At 68.8% G+C, this 19,414-nt stretch carries 29 protein-coding genes; 27 read left to right on the top strand and 2 right to left on the bottom strand.

Translation table 11 applies throughout. The features are described 5' to 3' along the window. The first annotated feature begins 1 nt into the window (after position 1). From ACF9IK_RS20045 to ACF9IK_RS20170, 26 genes are all read left to right on the top strand, one after another. The gene (locus ACF9IK_RS20045) at positions 2–1,108 is read left to right on the top strand and encodes a hypothetical protein (protein WP_395295555.1); all 1,107 of its coding nucleotides are present in this window, start codon (positions 2–4) and stop codon (positions 1,106–1,108) included. Next, positions 1,095–1,595 carry a hypothetical protein gene (locus tag ACF9IK_RS20050; protein WP_395295556.1) on the top strand — a complete coding sequence of 167 codons (501 nt, stop codon included), beginning with the start codon at positions 1,095–1,097 and terminating at the stop codon, positions 1,593–1,595. Before ACF9IK_RS20045 ends, ACF9IK_RS20050 begins: the two co-directional genes overlap by 14 nt. A gap of 9 nt (positions 1,596–1,604) precedes the next feature. Continuing rightward, entirely contained in the window at positions 1,605–1,883 is a 279-nt protein-coding gene (locus ACF9IK_RS20055; RefSeq protein ID WP_395295557.1) for a hypothetical protein, read from the top strand. A 91-nt stretch (positions 1,884–1,974) separates the two neighbouring features. Further along, entirely contained in the window at positions 1,975–2,967 is a 993-nt protein-coding gene (locus tag ACF9IK_RS20060) for a LysM peptidoglycan-binding domain-containing protein (protein ID WP_395295558.1), read from the top strand. A 12-nt stretch (positions 2,968–2,979) separates the two neighbouring features. Next, complete coding sequence (locus ACF9IK_RS20065) at positions 2,980–3,222, top strand: hypothetical protein (RefSeq protein WP_395295559.1); 243 nt, start codon at positions 2,980–2,982, stop codon at positions 3,220–3,222. A 47-nt stretch (positions 3,223–3,269) separates the two neighbouring features. Then, positions 3,270–3,515, top strand: coding sequence for a hypothetical protein (locus tag ACF9IK_RS20070; RefSeq protein ID WP_395295560.1), 246 nt, complete (start codon positions 3,270–3,272; stop codon positions 3,513–3,515). 47 nt (positions 3,516–3,562) lie between these two features. Continuing rightward, positions 3,563–4,114: a hypothetical protein gene (locus ACF9IK_RS20075; protein ID WP_395295561.1), complete on the top strand. Its 552-nt coding sequence runs from the start codon at positions 3,563–3,565 to the stop codon at positions 4,112–4,114. 209 nt (positions 4,115–4,323) lie between these two features. Further along, entirely contained in the window at positions 4,324–5,814 is a 1,491-nt protein-coding gene (locus ACF9IK_RS20080; protein ID WP_395295562.1) for a hypothetical protein, read from the top strand. A gap of 71 nt (positions 5,815–5,885) precedes the next feature. Then, a complete protein-coding gene (locus ACF9IK_RS20085) occupies positions 5,886–6,104 on the top strand; it encodes a hypothetical protein (protein WP_395295563.1) in 219 nt (72 codons plus the stop codon). 201 nt (positions 6,105–6,305) lie between these two features. Then, complete coding sequence (locus tag ACF9IK_RS20090; RefSeq protein WP_395295564.1) at positions 6,306–7,097, top strand: hypothetical protein; 792 nt, start codon at positions 6,306–6,308, stop codon at positions 7,095–7,097. Positions 7,098–7,242: 145 nt separating this feature from the next. Continuing rightward, positions 7,243–7,959, top strand: coding sequence for a hypothetical protein (locus ACF9IK_RS20095; protein ID WP_073924542.1), 717 nt, complete (start codon positions 7,243–7,245; stop codon positions 7,957–7,959). A gap of 89 nt (positions 7,960–8,048) precedes the next feature. Then, the gene (locus ACF9IK_RS20100) at positions 8,049–8,315 is read left to right on the top strand and encodes a hypothetical protein (protein ID WP_043471110.1); all 267 of its coding nucleotides are present in this window, start codon (positions 8,049–8,051) and stop codon (positions 8,313–8,315) included. Positions 8,316–8,318: 3 nt separating this feature from the next. Further along, the gene (locus ACF9IK_RS20105; RefSeq protein ID WP_395295565.1) at positions 8,319–8,513 is read left to right on the top strand and encodes a hypothetical protein; all 195 of its coding nucleotides are present in this window, start codon (positions 8,319–8,321) and stop codon (positions 8,511–8,513) included. Continuing rightward, positions 8,503–8,634: a hypothetical protein gene (locus tag ACF9IK_RS20110; protein ID WP_395295566.1), complete on the top strand. Its 132-nt coding sequence runs from the start codon at positions 8,503–8,505 to the stop codon at positions 8,632–8,634. Before ACF9IK_RS20105 ends, ACF9IK_RS20110 begins: the two co-directional genes overlap by 11 nt. Then, complete coding sequence (locus ACF9IK_RS20115; RefSeq protein ID WP_199881513.1) at positions 8,631–8,780, top strand: hypothetical protein; 150 nt, start codon at positions 8,631–8,633, stop codon at positions 8,778–8,780. Before ACF9IK_RS20110 ends, ACF9IK_RS20115 begins: the two co-directional genes overlap by 4 nt. A 169-nt stretch (positions 8,781–8,949) precedes the next feature. After that, entirely contained in the window at positions 8,950–9,174 is a 225-nt protein-coding gene (locus tag ACF9IK_RS20120; protein ID WP_395295567.1) for a hypothetical protein, read from the top strand. Between the two features lie 13 nt (positions 9,175–9,187). Continuing rightward, positions 9,188–11,671, top strand: a complete 2,484-nt coding sequence (locus ACF9IK_RS20125) for a phage/plasmid primase, P4 family (RefSeq protein WP_395295568.1) — start codon at positions 9,188–9,190, stop codon at positions 11,669–11,671. Between the two features lie 14 nt (positions 11,672–11,685). Next, positions 11,686–13,536: a DNA polymerase gene (locus ACF9IK_RS20130; RefSeq protein WP_395295569.1), complete on the top strand. Its 1,851-nt coding sequence runs from the start codon at positions 11,686–11,688 to the stop codon at positions 13,534–13,536. Next, positions 13,533–13,832, top strand: a complete 300-nt coding sequence (locus ACF9IK_RS20135) for an HNH endonuclease (protein WP_395295570.1) — start codon at positions 13,533–13,535, stop codon at positions 13,830–13,832. The genes ACF9IK_RS20130 and ACF9IK_RS20135 overlap by 4 nt, the downstream gene beginning before the upstream one ends. A 254-nt stretch (positions 13,833–14,086) precedes the next feature. Further along, complete coding sequence (locus ACF9IK_RS20140) at positions 14,087–14,545, top strand: hypothetical protein (RefSeq protein ID WP_395295571.1); 459 nt, start codon at positions 14,087–14,089, stop codon at positions 14,543–14,545. Positions 14,546–14,825: 280 nt separating this feature from the next. Continuing rightward, the gene (locus tag ACF9IK_RS20145) at positions 14,826–15,764 is read left to right on the top strand and encodes a sigma-70 family RNA polymerase sigma factor (RefSeq protein WP_395295572.1); all 939 of its coding nucleotides are present in this window, start codon (positions 14,826–14,828) and stop codon (positions 15,762–15,764) included. Positions 15,765–15,793: 29 nt separating this feature from the next. Beyond that, positions 15,794–15,922, top strand: a complete 129-nt coding sequence (locus tag ACF9IK_RS20150) for a hypothetical protein (RefSeq protein WP_286158205.1) — start codon at positions 15,794–15,796, stop codon at positions 15,920–15,922. A gap of 28 nt (positions 15,923–15,950) precedes the next feature. Then, positions 15,951–16,301, top strand: a complete 351-nt coding sequence (locus ACF9IK_RS20155) for a hypothetical protein (protein ID WP_073924534.1) — start codon at positions 15,951–15,953, stop codon at positions 16,299–16,301. A 13-nt stretch (positions 16,302–16,314) separates the two neighbouring features. After that, positions 16,315–16,782 carry a hypothetical protein gene (locus ACF9IK_RS20160; RefSeq protein WP_395295573.1) on the top strand — a complete coding sequence of 156 codons (468 nt, stop codon included), beginning with the start codon at positions 16,315–16,317 and terminating at the stop codon, positions 16,780–16,782. A gap of 93 nt (positions 16,783–16,875) precedes the next feature. Next, entirely contained in the window at positions 16,876–17,073 is a 198-nt protein-coding gene (locus tag ACF9IK_RS20165) for a hypothetical protein (protein ID WP_395295574.1), read from the top strand. Between the two features lie 553 nt (positions 17,074–17,626). Continuing rightward, on the top strand, positions 17,627–17,845 hold the full coding sequence (locus tag ACF9IK_RS20170) for a hypothetical protein (protein ID WP_395295575.1): 219 nt from the start codon (positions 17,627–17,629) through the stop codon (positions 17,843–17,845). 64 nt (positions 17,846–17,909) lie between these two features. Here the strand turns inward: ACF9IK_RS20170 and ACF9IK_RS20175 are convergent, their stop codons facing one another. After that, on the bottom strand, positions 17,910–18,122 hold the full coding sequence (locus ACF9IK_RS20175) for a DUF397 domain-containing protein (RefSeq protein ID WP_395295576.1): 213 nt from the start codon (positions 18,120–18,122) through the stop codon (positions 17,910–17,912). Then, entirely contained in the window at positions 18,119–18,949 is an 831-nt protein-coding gene (locus ACF9IK_RS20180) for a helix-turn-helix domain-containing protein (protein ID WP_395295577.1), read from the bottom strand. Before ACF9IK_RS20180 ends, ACF9IK_RS20175 begins: the two co-directional genes overlap by 4 nt. A 107-nt stretch (positions 18,950–19,056) precedes the next feature. On the opposite strand from ACF9IK_RS20180, the gene ACF9IK_RS20185 reads away from it, so the two are divergent. Then, on the top strand, positions 19,057–19,299 hold the full coding sequence (locus ACF9IK_RS20185; RefSeq protein WP_395295578.1) for a hypothetical protein: 243 nt from the start codon (positions 19,057–19,059) through the stop codon (positions 19,297–19,299). Positions 19,300–19,414: the final 115 nt, after the last annotated feature.

The raw sequence follows: 19,414 nt of genomic DNA on the forward strand, positions 1-19,414 counted from the left end.
CTTGCAGTACCGCGTCATCTTCGCCGAGTTCCTGTCCGGCCAGGTCTGGGGCGAACTGCCCTTCTCCGATATCCAGTTCACGCGCACGCTCAACGCCCCCGGCGCTGCCACCATCAAGGTCCCCCTCGCAGCCGGCCCCCTGGACTTTCAGGTCCTCCAACCGTGGCGGGTCCTGGTCTACATCCAGCGGGACGAACAAGTCCTGTGGGGCGGCCCGCTGGTGTCCTACGGCGTCGACCTCGGGGCCGAGGAAGTCACCCTGTCGTGCCTCGGCCTGTGGGCCTACTACCGCCGACGGGTCATCAACTACACCAGCACCCACGCCCAGCGTGACCAAGCGCTGATCGTCCGGACCCTGCTGCGCGACTTCGGCGACGGGACGGGCGCCTACCCCTGGAACACCGGCCCCAAGGCCCTGACCCTGGACGACTCGTTCACCACGGGCATCCTGCGGGACCGGACGTACTGGCGCCACGAGTGGAAGAACCTCGGCCAGGCCGTCGAGGACATGGCCGCCGTGGCGAACGGGTTCGACTTCCGCATTGACCCCGCCTGGTCCGCCGGGCGCCTGATCAACCGGTTCGTCATGACCTACCCGACGACCGGCGAACCCACGTCCGTGGTCCTGGAGCACGGCGCCACCTGCGATGTCACCGCGTTCACCGTGGACGGCTCGAACATCGCCACCGAGGCCACCGCCACCGGGGCCGGGGACGCCGAAGCCCAGCTAGTGACGTGGTGGTACGACCTTGAGCACGAGAGCGACGCCAGCCGGCGAATCCCGCGCCTGGCCACCGTCCAGTCACGCACCGACGTAACCGACACGAACACCCTGTCCGGGTACGCCCAGCAGGCGATCAGCGAAGGCTCAACCGCCCTGGTGGTACCGGCCGTTCGCCTGTACCCCGACCAGTACCCCACCACCGGGGACCTGGCCGTCGGCCAGCTGGTCCAAGTGCGCGCCAGCGTCGCCGGGTGGGCCGCCGTGAACGACACATACAAGATCACCGAAATCACGACCCGCGTCGACAGCAGCGGCGAAGACACCGCGCTGACGCTCGCGCCCAAGGGGGTGTTCGACCGTGTCGGCAGCTATGCACGGCCCTAGCCTCGCCGCCGACCTGGCCGCCCTGCGGGGCCGCCTGGACCGACTGGAGCGCACCCCCGGCCGAGGCGCCCGGGATGAACCCTGCCCGGTCAACTCCTACCCCTGGTGGCCCGGCGGATCGACCTTCAGCAAGGTGCTTGAGTTCCCCATCGGGGGCGTCAACAACCCGGTCATCCGCTGTGAGTTCTACTACCAACTCGGCGGCACGGGCGTGGTCGAGTTCCGCCTACGGGACTTCAGCTCGAACGCCACGACCACCGCCTACGCGGCAGGCATCGGCGGAAACCACCGCTTGCGCTGCGACTGGCTGTATCCCATGGGCGACGGGTTCGCCCGACAGGCCACCACGTGGCGGCGCGTCGAGGTACAGGCCCGGGTAGCCAGCGGTTCGCCAACCCTCTACGTCTGGCCCGGAATCACCGTCGGAACACAGCTCTCCGTGGCCACCAGCGCCAGCGTCGCAGGGTTCTACACCATCGACCCGTAAGGGGGCCCCGTGGCCGACGGCCATTCGTACACCCTGACCATCGTTCTCCCGGACGCCGACGTACGCGCGATCACCGCCTATTTCACCGGCGTTGACCCCGGCATCGCCGACGAATCCGCCGTGACCCGCGCGGGAGGGGAAGCCCTGCGCGCTGCCGAGCAGGCCGTCACGGCACTGCTGCGGCGGGTCGCCGACTACCGCCCCCTGGCCGCCTCGGTTACCGTGCAGAACCCCACCACCGACCCCAACCCCGTCGTGCCGCTCACCGGACCGGCCGACCCTTCCTGACCACACCCCGCCGAGGGCCAGCGTTAGATCTGACGCTGGCCCTTTCGCATGCCCCGAGAGGACCAGAACCCTGGCTACTGGCAACGACCTTGTGCGCGTCGCGTCCGCCGACATCGGCTACCGCGAGGGCCCCAACAACGATTCCAAGTACGGCCGCGCCTACGGCCTCAACTTCAATCCGTACTGCGCAATGGCGGTTTCCCTGTGGGGCCAGGCCATCGGCGAGCGAAGCGCCGTCGGCTGGTTCGCCTACTGCCCGAGCTGGGTCAACTGGTACCGCCAGCGCGGACAGTGGCTCGGCCGCAACGCCTCGGTCGTCCCGGGCGACATCGTGTTCTTCAGTTGGGACGGCGGACCCACCGCCGACCATGTGGGCGTGGTCCGTGCCGCCTCCACCGGCTCCGCCGACGTGCTGACCGTCGAGGCCAACACGTCGTCCGGTCAGGCCGGTTCGCAGAGCAACGGGGACGGCGTGTACGCCCGGACCCGCTCCCGCGCGTACATTCTCGGCTTCGGCCGCCCGGCCTACTCCGGCGGCGCCTCGGCGACCACCGGCCGCCACCGCATCACCAAGGGCCAGACCCTCGGCGGGATCGCCGCCGCCCTCGGCGTCTCGGTCGCCGCGCTGCTCGGCCTCAACCCGGACATCAAGGACCCCAACGTCGTCCGTGAGGGCCAGGAGATCAACGTTCCGGTCAAGCCGACTGCCCCGGGTGGCGGCAACTCGACCACGGGCGGGGGCACTTCCGCCCCGGGCCCGGCTCCGACCCCGCAGCCGGCCCCCGGCCCGACCCCCAAGCCGCCCAAGCCGAGCGCTGGCCGCTACGTCCCCCCGGCCTACCCGAACGGCATCGCGCCGAACAAGGCCCGGCCCTCGGCCCGACAGCTACAGGCCGCACTCAAGGCGACCGGCTACATGCCCAAGTCCGTTGCAGCGGCGGACAACTACGGCCCCAAGACACAGTCCGCGGTGGCCAAGTGGCTGGACGCGAACCCGGCCTACAAGGAGCGCGGCAAGCGCTACGACCCGTCGATCGGCCCCAAGGGCTGGTCCGCCCTGTTCCGCCAGGCGTACGGCAAGTAAGGACGTGACACCTTGACCGACCAGCCCGATTCCCTCGGCGTCCACATCTCCCCGAGGGAGATCTACGACCAGATCGTTGGCATGCGCGAGGACGTGCGCGGCCTCACGCAGACCAGCGAGTCCGTCCGCGCCGAGCTGGCCGACCACGAGGAACGCCTACGCCAGATCGAACGCTGGCGCTACGCCGTCCCGGCCACCGTCGTCATGGGCCTCGGATCCGCCGTGGCCGAGGCCATCCGCATCGCATCCAAGTAGGGAGCACCACACTGAAGTTCACCGACACCATCAAGGCCAACCCGGTCATGGTCCGCGCCGTCATCGTCGCCGGCCTCTCCGCCCTCGGCGCGTTCGTGCCCGAGCTGGCGGGCATCGAGGGCAACGAGACCGTCATCGGCCTGGCGGTCGCCGCCGTCGCCCTGGTCCTGGGCCGAGGCGCCCACAACCGGGTCACCCCCACGCACGTGGCCGACGCCCGCGAGGAGGCGGCCCTTGTCGCCGGAATGGCAGCCCGCCGGGACGTGCTCGGCGACCCCGAGGCCAAGGCTTAACCACCCCCCATCTCCTCCCGTGGCAGACAACCACGGGAGGCAGCAGCATGCGCGGGATCGGAATCATCGGCCGGGCCAGGACCGGCAAGGACACCCTCGGCGAACGCCTGGTGAGCAAGCACGGGTTCGCGCGTGTCGCGTTCGCCGACAGCCTCAAGGGGGCAGTCCTGCGGGCCAATCCACTGTTCTCCCTGGACGGGCGGCACGGCCGGGCCCGTATCGCCGACTACGTGGAAGAGTTCGGGTGGGAGCACGCCAAGACCAACCCCGAGGTGCGCCGCACCTTGCAGGCGTTCGGCCAGAGCATCCGCGACATCGACTCTGGGTTCTGGATTCGCGCCGCCATGCGCCAGGCGCGCAACCTCGGCAAGACCGGGCGCCCGATCGCCATCACGGACGTGCGATACAAGAACGAGGCCACCGCCCTTGAGGCGGCCGGGTTCGTGCTGGTCCACCTCCACCGGCCCGGAGTCACCCGCCTGTCCCACGAGTCCGAGGGTGCCCTTGGGCCCGAGGACGCCCACGTGGCCATCACCAACGACGGCACCCTTGCCGAGCTCCACGCCAAGGCCGACGACATCGCCAGCCGCATGCCGTGACACCCGCCCCCGTGGCGCACCCCTGACCGGGTGTGCTGCGGGGGCTTTTTCGCGTTCGGGCCCAGCGTGAGATCTAACGCTGCCACCATGGGGAACCGGTCCGCACAGATGACCGAGCAGAGTTAGTTGACTAACGCTGCCTGGGTGGTGCAAGATCAGAGCACGCCGCCGGACGGACCGGGGCAAACCGAAGGAAATGGGGAGGAACCATGGCACTCGACATGGCGACCGTTCGCACCGCGAAGAACGCCGGATACCAGGTGGGTACGGTCGGTACGGGCAAGACGCCGCACGCGATCTACTTCGAGAACGAGCGTCAGGAGATCGAGACGCTGTGCACCGGCAAGGAGGCCGCGCCGCTGCGTAAGGCCAAGCTTGCCGACGCGCTGTGCCGTGCCTGTGGCAGGAAGCTGGCCGCCCTCGCCGAGGCGACCCCGGCCGAGGACGCCAAGGCCGAGCAGCCCACCGAGGCCGAGGCCAAGCCGAAGCGCCGCCGGGCCGCCAAGAAGGCCGAGGCCGCCCCCGTGGTCACCGAGCAGGCCCCGGCCGAGTTCGAGGGCCTGTTCCCGGCTGAGGACGCCGCCGTGGCCGAGCAGCCGGCCGAGGACGCCCCGGCCGAGCGCATCACCCCCAGCGCCCTGCGGAACGCCTGGTACGGCTACGAGAACCCGGGGGTGGCCATCACCCGCGCCGACATCACTGAGATGCTGGCCGACGTGATGGACCTTGAGTACGACGCCGACGGCGACCCGGCCGAGCACGTGTGGGACCAGCTGGCCGAGCTGGTCAACACGGCCGGTGAGGCGGGCGCGGACAAGTCCGGCCAGCCGATGGACTCGGACAACCTTCCGGCGGCGTACGACCCCGAGAGCCTGCCGACGGTTGTACTGACCAGCGTCACGGACCCCGACCCCGAGAGCACCGAGACCCCCCTTGAGGGCAAGGTCACGTCCCACGTCGAGAGCTACCGCAGCATCAAGGCCGTGGTCGACCTGGTGACCGAGGGCGCCAGCCTGGCCAAGCGGGTGGTCAGCGCGTCCAAGAAGGCCGAGGCCGGTCCGAAGCAGCTCGCCATCATGCAGCACAAGATCAAGCTTGAGATCCCCCGCGACGGCGACGGCTGGCCGGACCTCATGGTCCAGCAGCAGCGCACCCGGGACGCGCTGGCCGACATGTGGGCGGAGGCCGGTCTCAAGGTCGTCAAGCCCGCCGCCGGTGAGGAGATGGACCCGGCGTCCAAGGCCGCTCACAAGGTGCGGGGCGCGACCCGGGCGCACGGCAACGACGTGCGAGTTCTGTACCTGCGCGGCGTGATGGACGACGAGGAGCAGCGCGCCAAGTTCCCCGGCGCTGAGACCACGGAAGCCCTGTTCGAGGGATACGGCATCGTGAACGAGACGACCGCCGAGAAGCGGGAGCGCCAGGCCGCCGAGAAGGCGGGCAGGGCAGCGGCCCCGGCCGAGTCGGACAGTGGCGACACCGAGGGTGCCGAGGACGGGGGAGAGCAGCCCACTCCCACCGAGCCGTCCCGGGACGGCGTGGCGATGCTCGCCAGCATCCGGGCGGCGCTTGCCTCGGTCGACCTGGCAACGGTGGAGCCCAAGGCGGGGGCGGACCCGCTGGTGGAGCTGTGGGCGATCCGTGACCGGGTGGCCGAGCTGATCGGCCAGGTCGTCCCCGCCGAGAGCGACGCCGAGTAGTCCGGACACCAACAGGCCCCCATCTACCATGACGGTAGGTGGGGGCCTGTTGCTTTACGAGAGGACCCCTGGTGACCGAGCGGCGCCGCGTGATGCTGGACCTGACACGGGATGACCTGACCGGCGCGTTGCACTGCGTTCGCCTCGGCGCCGAGCAGTGGGACGACCTGGCCCACGATCCGGCCGTCCCGGAGTACCGCCGAGAGCTGGCCGAGGTGATGGCCGACAGCGCCCGTGAGCTGGCCGAGAGGCTGCGCCGAGCGTGGGCCGAGGGGTTCCCGGTCCCGTAGGCCCCGTACGGCCGTTCTAGCCCCCGTCGCGCCCCTTCCCGGGCGGGCGGGGGCTTTCGCGTGCCCGAGCTGCTGGCCGCCGCCGTTCCGCGGGCGACCGCGTGACCACGCTCGGTGATCCCGGCCCGGCGCCGGCTGGCCCCTTGACCGGCCCCCATCCATCCCCGTGCAAGGCAATCAGCGCCAACCACGGGAGAGTCTTTGGCCACCATTTCGACCATCATGCGCGGGGGTTCCCGCCTGTACGTGAACCCCGAAACCCGCATCAAGGTGCCCGGCGTCACGTCCATCATCGGCATGCTTCCGCAGGACTTCCTGCGCTACTGGGAAGCCAAGATGGTGGCCGAGGCCGCCGTCAACAACATCGGCTCCCTGGTGGGCCTGGTCCTCAACGACCAGGCCGGGGCGGTCGACTACCTCAAGGGCGCCGCCCGCCGCTACACCCGCCAGCGCGCGGACATCGGCTCTGCCGCTCACGACGTGTTCGAGCGGCTGGCCAGGGGCGAGGACGTGCGCCGCGTCGGCCCCGACATCGAGCCGTACCGCCGCCACTTCTCCGAGTTCCTGGACAAGGTGCAGCCCGAGTTCCTGCGGCTGGAAGACATCGCGTGGAGCGACCAGCACGCCTACGCGGGCAGTTTCGACGCCATCGCCAAGGTGGACGGCGAACTGTGCGTCCTGGACTGGAAGACCAGCAAGGCGACGTACCCCAACGTCTCGTTGCAGCTCACCGCCTACGCCAGGGCGGACAAGATCGTGGACGCCGAGGGCATCGAACACCCCATGCCCGAGATCAACGCCGGGGCCGTCCTGCACGTCACCCCCGAGGCATGGGCCCTCAAGCCCGTTGAGGTCTCGGACCGGGTGTTCGACCACTTCCTTGCCCTGCGCCAGACGTTCCAGTGGGACCGCGAGATCAGCAAGGAAGTGCTCGGCAAGCCCGTGGCGTCCGGTGGCGCCCTGGTGACCGGCACCGAGCGACGCGCCAAGTAGCCCGCCCCGCAGGGCCTTTACCGGCCCCCATCAACCCCAATGAGCCGGGGAGCGGCGCGGCAGAGGGCCAGCCGGCCCCGTGGACACGCGCCGCCCCTCGGTGACCAACTCCGCACCCCCAAGCACCACTTAGGAGCACCACCGCTTGTCGACCCTTGCCATTTTCGACACCGACCCCGACGCCCGCCCCAAGGCGAAGTTCACCAGCGACATCGTGGGCAAGTTCCGGTCCGGCATGCTCAACAGCCTCAACCGTCCGGTGTCGCTGCCCAACTGGCGCGTCACGACCGGCGACCCGGACGTTGCCGACACCGTGGCGTCCGCCCTCGGCGGCGAGTCCGAGACGTGGGACACCTCGGGTGAGGACATCTACCAGGTACTCACCGAGTCCCCCTCGGTGGACATCATCGTGGACAACGGCGACGCCATCGACAGCCGCCTGATCCTGTGGGGCCGCTCCGGTCCCATCCACGAGTGCAACGGCGCCGTGTTCCTCGGCCCCGAGGAGGACCAGGGCCAGCCGTGCGGCTGCCCGCCGATGCTGGCCGACCGCAAGGCGTGGGCCAAGTCGGGCCGAGGCCCGGCCCCGTCCATCTCGCTGACCTTCCGCCTGGCCAGTGATCCGCTGCTGGGCAAGTTCAAGTTCACGTCCAGCTCTTGGGAGCTGGCCAAGGTCGCCCACGAGTACGCCGAGGCCCTGGACAAGGTCGGCGGTCCGGCCGTCGTCCGCCTGACCCTGGAACTGGTCGAGTTCCAGACCTCGGCCGGTCAGGACGTGGCGTTCCGCAAGCCCGTCCTCAAGGTCCTCAAGCCGTACGACGGCGACGCCGAGCGCTCGGACCTGTCCCGCGTCGGTTTCTAACGCACCACCAGTGTGAGATCTCACGCTGCCCAAGGGGGCGGGTCGCCATGACCCGCCCCCTTTCCCATGCCCGTGCAAGGAGAGAGCACTTGGCCAAGAGTCCAGCCACCGACATAGCCGGAGTCCCGATCACCCCCGGCGCCGTGATCGTCTACGCCGCCCGCCTCAACAACCGGGTGCGCCTCGCCGAGGGCGTCGTCACCCGCGTGTCCAGCGCCCTGGTGGGCGGGCGCGTCGTCCCGTTCCTGCGCGTGCGCCCAACCGGCAACGAGAGCGGGTTCGTTAAGCGCCGCTGCATGCGCGAGGTGAACATCACGACCGAGCACGTGGCCGTGACCGTCCCCCCGGGCCGGTGACCCGTGATCTTCCGCGTAACCCCCGAACAGTGCCCACCCCTCGGTGACCTGCGCACCGCCGGAGTGGGCGACAACATCGTGATCTACGACGACGCGCGCAGCCGCGCCGACTTCTCCCGCGTACTGGACGCCGCCGTGGTCGGCGCAACCCGGGGTGCCCTGCTGCTGGTCGAGGGCGTGATCCCCGATGGACCGTGAAGCGTTCGGCACCGCCCTGCGGTTCCTGCTCGGCGCCGAGGCCGTCCTACTCGCCCTGCTGCTCACCCTCGGCATCCATGCCCTGGTCACCACCCTGCGGGACCGAAAGGGGCGCCCATGACAGTGAGTTGGACCGTCCTGACCGCCAACCTGCTGGCCCTGGTTGCCCTGGCCGGCTGCGCCCTGGTGCTGCTCGGCGTGTTCTGTCTGCTGCTGGCCGAGGGCCTGGCGGCCGTCCGCGACGCCTGGCGGTCGCGTGGCCAATGAGTCCAAGCGCAAGGGCACGGCCTGGGAAACCACGGTCCGCGACTTCATCAATGACTCAACTGGCAAGTATCTACCGCCAGTTGAGGGAGAGTCGCGCCAGTTCGCCGATTCCGCGGACCCGCACAACTGCAAGCGCCAGACACAGCAAGGCCGGTACGACGTAGGCGACTTGCACGCCTGGCCCGTGGTGATCGAGTGCAAGGCCGAGAAGCGCATCACGTTGCCCGAGTACGTCCGCCAGGCCAATGCCGAGGCCGTGAACGCGGGCATGCCGTTCGGCGTCGCCGTGATCAAGGCGCCCCGCAAGAACGTCAAGGACGGATACGTCGTCACCGACCTGGCCACCTTCGTCCGCATCCTCCGCGCCCTGCGGGAGGCCCCACCCAACCCCTAGGAGAGACACCCCCATGGACATGGACAGCCTGGTCACCCGCCTCGGCGGGGGCGACTTCGAGACCGTGCCGGACGGCGTGGTCGTGCGCTGCCCGGCCCACAACGACAGCCGCCCGTCCCTGCTGCTGGTCCACCACCAGGGCGGCACGGTCGGCATCCACTGCCGAGCCGGCTGCCCGACCTCGGCCGTCCTCACCGCCGCCCGGCTGTCCATGTCCGACCTGTTCAACGTCGCCCCCGGAACCGTGGTCGACTCCGCCCCGGCCGAACGGCCCGACCTGGTGTCCGGCGCCCCCGTCGCCGCCCTGGCCCACTACGTGGACGCCGCCTCGGCCCGCCTGTTCGACTACTCCGCCGAATGGGCCGCCGCCGCCCGCGCCTACCTGGCCGACCGGTTCGGCGTCGGCGACGAACTGGCCGCTGAGCTGGAACTTGGCGTGGACGACGCCTCGGACGCCATACCCGCGTTCGCCTACCTGCCCGCCGCGTACACCCGCTACCCCCGCCTGGTCGTCCCCCTGCGCAACTTCAACGGCCTGCCCAAGGGCCTGCAAGGCCGAGACCTCACAGGCCGCTGCCCCAAGCGCTGGCTCTCCCTGGCGAACCCCACAGGGATGCGCTGGACGGCCTACGGCGTTCTGCCCGCCGCCTCGGACGTGGTGATCATCACCGAGGGCCCCGGCGACGGCCTCACCGCCCGCGCGGCCGGGTACGGCGCCGTCGTGATCCGGGGCGCGTCGTTGGCCGCCTCACCCGAGCTGGCCGCCGAGTTGGCCGAGGGCCTGGCCGGTCGCCGCGTCCTGGTGTCGTCCGACCGGGACGCCGCCGGGTACCGCTTCGCCGCCGCCATCGCCCTGGCCCTGCGCCCGTACGGGTTCGACGTTCACCACCTGGTCCCGCCCGCCTCGGGCATGGACCTGACCGACTGGCGGGCCGCCGCCGTCGACCAGTTCGTCCAACAGCTCGGCGCCGCCGTCGACTCGGCGCTACCGGTGTCGACGGCCGAGGGGCACGCCGAGCTGGACGCCCACCTTGGCACCGCCATGCCCTCGGAGGACGAGGCCGTCCACGCCCTGTCCGTCCTGGAACGGACCATGGAGCGCTACGGGGCCAGCGACGTTCTGAATGCCCACGCATTGGTGGCATGGTCGGACGGCCGAATTCGATACGCCCCGGGCCTCGGATTCCACGTCTGGAACGGGCGCGTTTGGGAGCGCGACGACGAGGTGAAAGTCCGCCAGCTCATCCATTCGATGGGGGCAGCGCTCACCGTGGCCGCCGCAAAGCGCCGCGAGGACCGCAAGGAACAGGGCTTGGAGCCCGAAAAGGACTGCCCGATCGGTCGCGCGGCGAAAGGTTTCACCATGAGCCGGCGAATCGAAGATCTCATGCGGGAACTGCGTTCCGTGCCCTCGGTATTCGTGAACTCCGACGACTTTGACAACCGGCCCGAGCTGCTTTCCTTCCGGAACGGCGTCGTGAACCTGCGGACCGGCATCCTGCGGGAACACCGGAAAACCGACCTGCTGACCGTCTGTCTGCCCTACGACTACCGGCCCGAGGCCGAATGCAAGCGCTGGCTCCGGTTCCTCTCCGAGATCTTCCCGGCCCATCAGGAACTCAAGGACTACATCCGCCGACTGGTCGGCTACGGCATTACCGGATCGGTCGCCGAACAGTGCTTCGCCGTCCTTTACGGAAAAGGCGCGAACGGAAAATCCGTATTCACGGACACGCTGTCTGAAATCTTCTCCGGCATCTCCAAGACAACGCCTTTCGCCACCTTCGAGGAACGCACCGGAGGCGGCGGCATCCCGAATGACATCGCCTCGTTGAGGGGATCACGCCTGGTCATGGCCTCGGAAGGCGAGGCCGGCAAGCCGCTGAGCGAGGCGACCATCAAGCGGGTGACCGGAAAGGACAAGGTAGCCGCACGGTTCTTGCGCCGTGAATTCTTCGAGTTCAAGCCGACATTTCTCATCCTGCTTGCGACCAACCACAAGCCCCCATTCAAGGGTCAGGACGACGGCCTTTGGCGCCGCGTGAAAATGATTCCGTTCGCCCGGTTCTTCGCCCCGCACGAACGGGACTACAACCTCTCTGCGGACCTGCTCGCCGAGGCCGAAGGAATCATTGCGTGGGCAGTCCGAGGCGCCGTCGAATGGCACGCCAGCGGATTGCAGGACCCGCCGGTCGTACAGGACTCGACCCGGAACTACCGGGAAACGTCGGACGCCCTTTTCGGCTTCTACCCGGGCACTCTCGTACCCGCCACGGAAAACGACCACATCCGGGGAAGCGACGCATTCAGCGCGTATCTCCAGTGGTGCGAGGCGGAAAACCTCCAGTACCGCGAGCGCTGGACCCGACGCGCTTTCTACACCGCCATGGAAGAACGGGGCGTCCCCCGTAAGCGACTCAGTTTCGGAATGGCACTGGTCGGCGTGAAGCTCGCCGAATCCACGCCAGCCGGCCCCGGCATCTTCGGGGGCGAATAGCAAGGAGAAACACATTGCGGGTCCACCCGTACCGGATCGCCGGTCAGCCGGTAGAAATCCGTGTTGTCGAGACGGCGGAGGACCTGGCCAAGTTCGACGCCTGGTGCACGGCCAAGGCCGAGGCCGAGGCCGTCGTCGGGTTCGACACCGAAACCTCGGGCCTGGACGTGTTCTCGCCCGGCTACCGCTTGAGGCTCTGCCAGTTCGGCGACCTCACCACCGCATGGGTCCTGCCGGTCGAGTACGGCGGCCAGTTCGCCGCCGCCGCCCGCAAGTGGCTGCTCCGCCTGCCGCAACTCACCATCCACAACGCACCGTTCGACTGGTTGGTCTGTGACACGCACCTCGGGGTGAGCCTTGAGGATCTGTACCCGCGCACCGTGGACACCAAGATCCTGGCCACGCTGGTGGACCCCCGCCAGCCCCAAGAAGGCGGCATCGGTACCGGCCTCAAGCCCTTGTCCGCGCACTGGATCGACCCGGCCGCCCCGGATACCCAAGGGGACCTCACGGCCACGTTCCGGGCGCTCAAGCTCACCAAGGCGAACGGCTGGGCCCGAATACCCCTCACGCACCCAACGTACGAGCTGTACGCGGGACTTGACGTCATCCTCGGGTCCTGGCTGCTGGAAGTGATGCGCCGGGTGCATCGAGAGCTGGACATCCGGCCCAAGCTGGTGGAGTACGAACACCGACTCGCGTTCATCTGCGCCGTGATGCAGCGCCGCGGAATGGTCCTGGACGTGGAGTACGTCCGCGAGCTTGACGAACAACTCCTGGCCGAAGCCGAGGAGTTCGCCCTACTCGCTGCGCGGTTCGGCGTCGACAACATCAACTCGACCACGCAGGTGGCGGACGCCCTGGGGGCCATGGGCGAGAAGCTGACCGACCGCACCGCCGGGGGACAGCTCCGCGTCGACAAGGCCGTCCTCCTGGCCCTGGCCGACCGTGACCTGTCGTGGGACCGGCTGGACCTGCGCCAGCCCAACCCCCTGGCCGAGGCCATCGTCAGGGCCAAGAGGGCGTCCAAGTGGAGATCCGCCTACGCCTCAACATTCCTGGAAACCATGGACGTTCGCGGACGCGTCCACTGCGACATCCGGCACCAGCAGGCCCGGACAGGACGTATGTCCATCTCCCGGCCGGCTCTCCAGACGCTCCCGTCCGGGAACTGGACGATCCGCCGCGCGCTGCTCGCCGATCCCGGCGAAGTGGTCGTTGCGGTGGACTTCACCGCCGTGGAGATGCGCGTGTTGGCGGCCCTGGCGGACGTGAAGAAGATGAAGGCCGCCATCAAGGCCGGGGCCGATCTCCACGACTACACGGCCGAGTTGGTCTATGGTCCCGGGTTCACCCAGGATCACCGCCGACTGGCCAAGGGCGTGGGCCTGGCCACGATCTACGGTGGTGGCGCAGAAACCATCCACCGCCAGACCGGCGCCCCGCTGGACGAAATCCAGCACGCCCGCAAGACGTATGGGCGCGTCTACCCCGAGATCAAGCGGGCGTCCAACGCCTGGCAGCGTGAGGCGTTCGCCAACAACATGGTGTTGGTCTCCCCGGTCGGGCGCCGGTTGCCACTGGACCGGGACAGGACGTACGCGGCGGTCAACTACATGTGCCAGTCGACGGCCCGCGATCTGTTGGGCCAGGCTCTGATCAACATTCAGGACGCTGGCGCGCTGGACCTGTTGCGCCTGCCGATCCACGACGAGGTGGTCCTATCCGCTCCCAAGGCCGAGGCCGAGGAAGTTCGCCGTACCGTCGAAAAGGCCATGACCATGGACCTGTTCGGGGTACGGATCGACGCCAAGGGCAAGGTCGGCGGGAGAAGTTGGGGAACCCTGTACGGCGCGGCAGCGTGACCGGGGCCGAGGACTACCGGACCCTGGCCCGCCGACGGACCAAGGTCCCCCCGACCGTGACCCCCGAGGCCCTGGCCGACTGGTGGGACGACCTCGGCGCGTACGCCTGTGTCGCCTGCTGGGGGCCACCCGACCACGCCGACCACATCCAACCCTTGGCCCGAGGGGGTGAGCACAGCGTCTACAACCTGCTGCCGCTGTGCTCACCCTGCAACCTGGCCAAGTCGGACCGTGACCCGTGGGAGTGGCTACGGGCGGACGTGCTCGGCACCCGTTGCGGGCAGTGTCAGATCTAACGCTGCCCGCACCGGTCCTTGGGCGCGATCGCCCGGCACCTCGGGTCGCTCGGCGGGCACTGTCACCAGCACGTTCTAGGATTCCTTAAGGTGCCACCAGGCCATCACTCAGTGTAGCCATTGGTGGTTCGACGTGCCGAAATAACGCTTGTTCAGATTCGAACCGCATGCTTACGTTCTCTCTCGAACGACTGAACGAATTTGGGGGGTGACTCTCTGTGTCCCAGCTTGGCCGCGTCACGCCTTGGGGCCGTATGGCTGTGCGCGCTACCCGCACCACGCTACTGCGGCGCCTCGGCGCGTTCTTCCTTGACGCCGCCACTCGCGTGCTGGAGACCGTCCGGCGTGACGCTGGCCGGGCCCGCATCGGCCGGGACGTGATGTTCGCCGCCGTGCGCGTGTACCTGCGCTTCACTCTGTCCAGCTACCCCATGGCGGCCCGCGTCCTGGTGGCCGAGGCCATCGTCAGCGCGGCCCGTTCGGGTGAGGCCCACGCCGCCGCCGAGCTGGTCCGGGTTCGCCGGCTGACCGGCGCCCTGGCCATCCTCAACGTGTTGGCCGTCTTGCCCTTCCGCGTCGCCGCCCGCACCGTGGCCGTGGCCCGCGCGACCGCCCGCCTGCTGCGGGCCTGTGTGGCGATCCTCGCCCACGCGCTAAGCCAGCGCGGTTCCCTGCCCTCCGGTCGGTCGACGGCGGGCACGGCGGCGTTCTAGCGCCTCTCCTGGCCCCCGTTCGTCCGGCGACCCCGGACGGGCGGGGGCTTTCGCATATCTAGGCACCGGTCGGCGCAGCCATAGCGCGCGCCGCGCCGCCATCTGGCCTGCCCAAATTCCTTAACTCCCCTTTCGCGCGGGGGACTTAGCTCGGCGCGTGCACGGCCTCCGACTGCCGTTCTGCACCCCAAGCCCTGGCATGTCCATGCCCTTTCGGGGCCCTTTACCGGCCCCCATCAACCCCCGCGACTCAGCCACCGCACCACGGAGCCAAGCCGCGATGACGCACGCCCTGACCTGCCCGAACACCCCCGCCGACGCCGACGACCTGGCCGCCACCGTGGCCGCCGCGCAGGCTGGCGACCCCCACGCCGTCGAGGCCGTCCTTGCCCGCCTTGAGGGCGCCGTCATCGCCCTGGCCCACCAGCGCGCCGAGCGCACCGCCAACGGGATGGCACACCGCGACGACATGGCGCAGGAAGGACGGATGGCCATCCTGGGGGCCCTCAAGGACTACTCTCCGCAGCCGGGCGCCACCTTCACCACGTACGCCATGACCCGCATCAAGAACGCCATCTCTCAGGCCGCATGGCAGGAGACGACGCCCGGCGTCGACCAGCGCGACGCCCGAACCTACCTCGCCGCTCTGCGGGAGGCCGACGGCGACCACGACGCCGCCGAGGCCCTTGTCAGGACGCTGCCGGACACCAAGCACCGCCTCTCGCGGGAGTCCGCCCGTGCGGCCCGCCTGGCGTTCGCCCCGCCGGTCGCACTCGACACCATGACCCACGACGACGCCGAGGCCGCGCAGCGAGAGTTCAAGTTCCGGGGCGACCGGGTGAAGTCGCCGCAGGACCGATGGGCCGAGCGCCAGGGCAAGGCTGACGCCTCCCTCGGCCTGGTCCGCGACGACGTGGCCCACGACCAGCACACCCGCGCCGCCCTGGTGAACCGGGTGCTACTGCCCAAGCTGTCGCCCACCCAGCGCCAGGTGATCGACCACACGTATGGCACCTCGGGCGCCGCCTGGCTGGTCAAGGTGTCCGCCATCGGCATGCGCGGGGCGGACGTGACCCCCGACCTTGAGGCGATAGCGGGGGAGATCGGCACCACCACGGCCGCTGTGAAGGCCCACAAGTCGGCTGGCCTGGCCAAACTCCGGCGCAGCTACGGGGACTTCGAGGACGCCCTTGCCACCGCGGAATCCATCGCCGCCTAAACCGCCCCTCCGCACACGGGAGTTGAACCGTGCCTCGCTACATGACCCCCGAGGACGCCGCCCTAGCCGGCGCGAGCGTGCTCGACCTGGCCGAGGACCCGACCGGCCCGACATGGGCCGCCGACCTACTCGACCCCACCGACGACGACCAGCGCTAGATCTAACACTGCAACAGGAGAGAACCCCATGTCCGTCAAGCTCAACACCCGCACCGTCACCACCATGAACGCCAAGTCCGGCCGCATCACCCTGGTTGCCCCGGAGGGGGACAACAGCGGCGTACTGCTGGCCGCTGCCGCGAACACCCGCCTTGAGCCGGAGCACATGCAGGCACTCGCCGCGTGGCTGACCGCCGAGGCGAACCGGATCACCTCCGAGGCGATGCGCAAGCGCCTTGAGGCCGAGGAGGACGCGAAGGCCGAGGCCGAGCGCAAGCGTGCCGAGACCGAGCGCCAGCGCACCGAGGCGGCCCGGCGTGCGCGTGCCGACATCATCCGCAGCCTTGAGGGCCGGACCGGTCCGTCCTGGCGCTTCTGAGAGGAGCCCGACCGTGAACCTGCCCGAACGCACCGAGTACCGGTTCGAGGACCATCACGTCAACGGGGACGCCCTGGTCCTCAAGGTCGACAAGGACGGGGACGTACTGATCACCACACACGAGGGCGGGGGAGCGGTCGGCGGGTTCTACCTGCGGCCCGAGGACGTGGACACCCTGGCCGTGGCGGTCCGCCGCCTCGGTCGGACCGGCGCCGCTCACCGCGCAGCAGCCACCGCCCTGCCCGGCCCTGCCGATATACCCCCCGTCGACCCCCGTACACCCGAAATGGTCGAGGCCGAAGAATGGGCGGACAAAGCGGCCCGCCGGGCGACCTTCGCCGAGTCCATGATGCCCGCCCCGGGCACCGAGGACCGGGAGCGAGCCTTTATCCGCGCAACTGAAATGCTCGGCCCGTCCGCCTCGGCGGAAAGTCGAATGGAAATGGCGCGATATCTACTCGGGAAAAGCCGTTGGACCTAGCGCCCAGCGCAGCCGGCCCCCGTCTCTCCGCGTGAGGGGCGGGGGCCATTTCGTCGTTTCAGGGTGAGATCTCACACTGCCCAAGAGGGGACCATGCGAACCGCCAAGCCTGCCGCAAGTCTTGCAATCGGCGATGTGATCGGCACCACGGCGCGACCCGTCGTGCTGGCCGTCCAATTCGAGCGCCGAGATGACAAGCGGGTCGTCCTGCTCCGATTCGACAGCACGCCAGGATGGCATCCGTACGCCCCTGGCCAGGTGTTTTATGTATGGGAGCGTGCCCATTTCTGAGTCTGACGGGGTGGCCCGCTACGCCGCCTGAATGATCGGTTTCAAGTTCGAACCACCTGCATGTTAGCTTTCGGTCGTCGCGTCACCGAGGCAAGGGGGGACACCCGTGGTTGCGCTGACGACCGAAGAAATTTCGGTTCTCCTTACGGCGTACGCGGAAATGCCGGACATTCTGGAGATAGGGCCGGAATATCCGGTCATGCTCTCACTCGTATGTAAAAGGCTGGCGATAATCGACACCGAACCGGATCAAAATGGAGTGCGGACCACCCGACTACTCCTGAGCCCCCGCGGCCGTGCCGAAGCGATTCGCCGAGTCAGTAATGCGAATGTGAAAGGTAGAGCAATGGCCGCGTAAAGCCCTATCAATTCAAAATGAGCCCTCGGCCTAAATGGTCGGGGGCTCATTTTGCGTTGGGTGCATAGTCCGACTGCCACCCGGCCGTTGCTGGCGTGCTAGCACGCTGTTACGTTGGCGGCCATGACTCAGCGAAAGCGGCGGGGGGCCGACGGGGTAGCACCCGGCCGGAGAGACTTCGAGAGGGCACGGGCGATGATCGCCAGCCTGTCCCTGCGGGAACTGTGTACCGAGTGGCTGGACGGGCAGATGGCGCCGTCCGCGACCCTTGAGGACTGGCTAGTCGAGGACATGGCACGACGCTGCGGCCAGGCCGCCGTGAGCGACTGGCAGGCCGCCATGCGGGCGGCCGGGAAGCCCGTCGACCCCTACCCGTTCCTGGAGCCGGCCGAGGGCCAGGGAGACACGGAGTAGGCCCTCAGACAGAAGAACCCCCGACCGCTCCGGACGGGGGTTCTTTTGTGCTTCGTGCGGCGGCTCACACGTCGCCGAACTTGCCGTCCGCCGCCGCCTGGACGAACGAGGCCCACGCCTCGGCGGAGAACATGAGCTTGGGGCCCTCGGGGTCCTTGGAGTCCCGGACGGGCATCACGCCGGGGAAGCCGGGGGCGACTTCGATGCAGTCGCCGCCGTTGTTGCTGTACGACGACTTGACCCAGGAAACGCCAGTCAGGTCTACAGGGTCGGTCATGGCTGAAGTTCCTTTCGAACCTTACGGATCAGTGCCAGGGATGCCGCTGTGGGCAGCGCTTCCACCAGTAGCTGATCGTACTCTCTCTCCCACCCGGCGACCGTTGTGCGCGACCGCTCAAGATGGCCCTTGGCTGTTGATTCTGCGTACCCCACGACCGAGTGGTCCGGCAGGTTCAACAGAACCACCGGCAGAGTGAAGGGGAGGTTCTCGCCGATACCGAAGGGGGCCATCTGGATGGTGATGTTCGGTCGCCCAGCCAAGTCCTCAAGGTGGCGAAGTTGCTCGGCCATGACCCGCAGACCGCCGACTGTGCGCAGTAGTGCCCCCTCTTCGATCACTGCGTGAACCATTGGCGGCGTCTTCTGATCCAGGATCTCCTGCCGCAGAGCCAGGTATTCGGTTCGCTCGTCTGCCTCGGCCTGGCTGATCGCGCCGCGCCTTACGGACGCCTGTGCCAGCGCTCTGGCGTACGCGGGAGTCTGGAACAAGCCGGGCACGATGACCAGACCTACGGTCCGCAGACGGCGACACCTGGCCTCGGCATCGGCGAACTCTGCGAAGCCCTCAAGGAGCGCCGCACGGGTGCAGCGTCGCCAGAGTTCGTAGAACTTCTGTCCTGTTTCGAACACCTCATCGGCCTTCACAGCCAGCGGCCTTGTTGCGGAACGCTTAGCTCTTTCGACGTACGAGACGTGTGCGGGGGAGTACCCCAGGCGTTCGGCCGCCACCACCTGAGACCAGCGCCTAGCCCGCCGTGACCTGCGCAGTTCCTCGCCGAACCGCACCTGCGGAGATGACTGATCGTCAAGGACGGTTTCATTCATGACCGGTAGGTCCCTTCACACGACATTGCTGTTAAGGGCAAAACCCTGGCGATCGTACGGCTAGCTGCCGATGCTGGGTAGTAGCTCGACTACGGAAGGGAGCGGACGTGGCCACCAGACAGCGTGTGTACGTCCCCAAGGTTGGCGAGGTGGTCAAGGACCGCGCCATCGGCGTCGAAGGCGTCTACATGGGCCAGCACAACGGAGAGGCCCACCTGCGCCCGCGGGGCGGTGGAATCGAGTGGACCACGAAGCCCGCCAGTGTCGAACGGGTCGGCGAAAAACCGGAGTTGATTGAAGTTCAGGTGCCGTCGCGGCCCCGGCCCACCACGGCCGGCGACGCCGCATGACCACCGAGGCCGGGCCGGTCTGTCCCGGCCGGGACTGCGAGACACGCACCGAGCTGGTGGGCAAGGGCACCGAGACAGCACAGCCCTGGGAATGCCCGGTATGCGGCAGGTTCGG

It is taken from the genome of Kitasatospora hibisci (assembly GCF_043950205.1).
Taxonomy (GTDB): domain Bacteria; phylum Actinomycetota; class Actinomycetes; order Streptomycetales; family Streptomycetaceae; genus Kitasatospora; species Kitasatospora hibisci.

Coding starts and splice junctions, on each gene's coding strand:
- ACF9IK_RS20155 (WP_073924534.1), top strand. CDS start 15,951: ATGTCCGTCAAGCTCAACACCCGCACCGTCACCACCATGAACGCCAAG.
- ACF9IK_RS20180 (WP_395295577.1), bottom strand. CDS start 18,949: ATGAATGAAACCGTCCTTGACGATCAGTCATCTCCGCAGGTGCGGTTC.
- ACF9IK_RS20165 (WP_395295574.1), top strand. CDS start 16,876: ATGCGAACCGCCAAGCCTGCCGCAAGTCTTGCAATCGGCGATGTGATC.
- ACF9IK_RS20140 (WP_395295571.1), top strand. CDS start 14,087: ATGGCTGTGCGCGCTACCCGCACCACGCTACTGCGGCGCCTCGGCGCG.
- ACF9IK_RS20145 (WP_395295572.1), top strand. CDS start 14,826: ATGACGCACGCCCTGACCTGCCCGAACACCCCCGCCGACGCCGACGAC.
- ACF9IK_RS20075 (WP_395295561.1), top strand. CDS start 3,563: ATGCGCGGGATCGGAATCATCGGCCGGGCCAGGACCGGCAAGGACACC.
- ACF9IK_RS20115 (WP_199881513.1), top strand. CDS start 8,631: ATGACAGTGAGTTGGACCGTCCTGACCGCCAACCTGCTGGCCCTGGTT.
- ACF9IK_RS20170 (WP_395295575.1), top strand. CDS start 17,627: ATGATCGCCAGCCTGTCCCTGCGGGAACTGTGTACCGAGTGGCTGGAC.
- ACF9IK_RS20050 (WP_395295556.1), top strand. CDS start 1,095: ATGCACGGCCCTAGCCTCGCCGCCGACCTGGCCGCCCTGCGGGGCCGC.
- ACF9IK_RS20070 (WP_395295560.1), top strand. CDS start 3,270: ATGGTCCGCGCCGTCATCGTCGCCGGCCTCTCCGCCCTCGGCGCGTTC.
- ACF9IK_RS20175 (WP_395295576.1), bottom strand. CDS start 18,122: ATGACCGACCCTGTAGACCTGACTGGCGTTTCCTGGGTCAAGTCGTCG.
- ACF9IK_RS20125 (WP_395295568.1), top strand. CDS start 9,188: ATGGACATGGACAGCCTGGTCACCCGCCTCGGCGGGGGCGACTTCGAG.
- ACF9IK_RS20080 (WP_395295562.1), top strand. CDS start 4,324: ATGGCACTCGACATGGCGACCGTTCGCACCGCGAAGAACGCCGGATAC.
- ACF9IK_RS20110 (WP_395295566.1), top strand. CDS start 8,503: ATGGACCGTGAAGCGTTCGGCACCGCCCTGCGGTTCCTGCTCGGCGCC.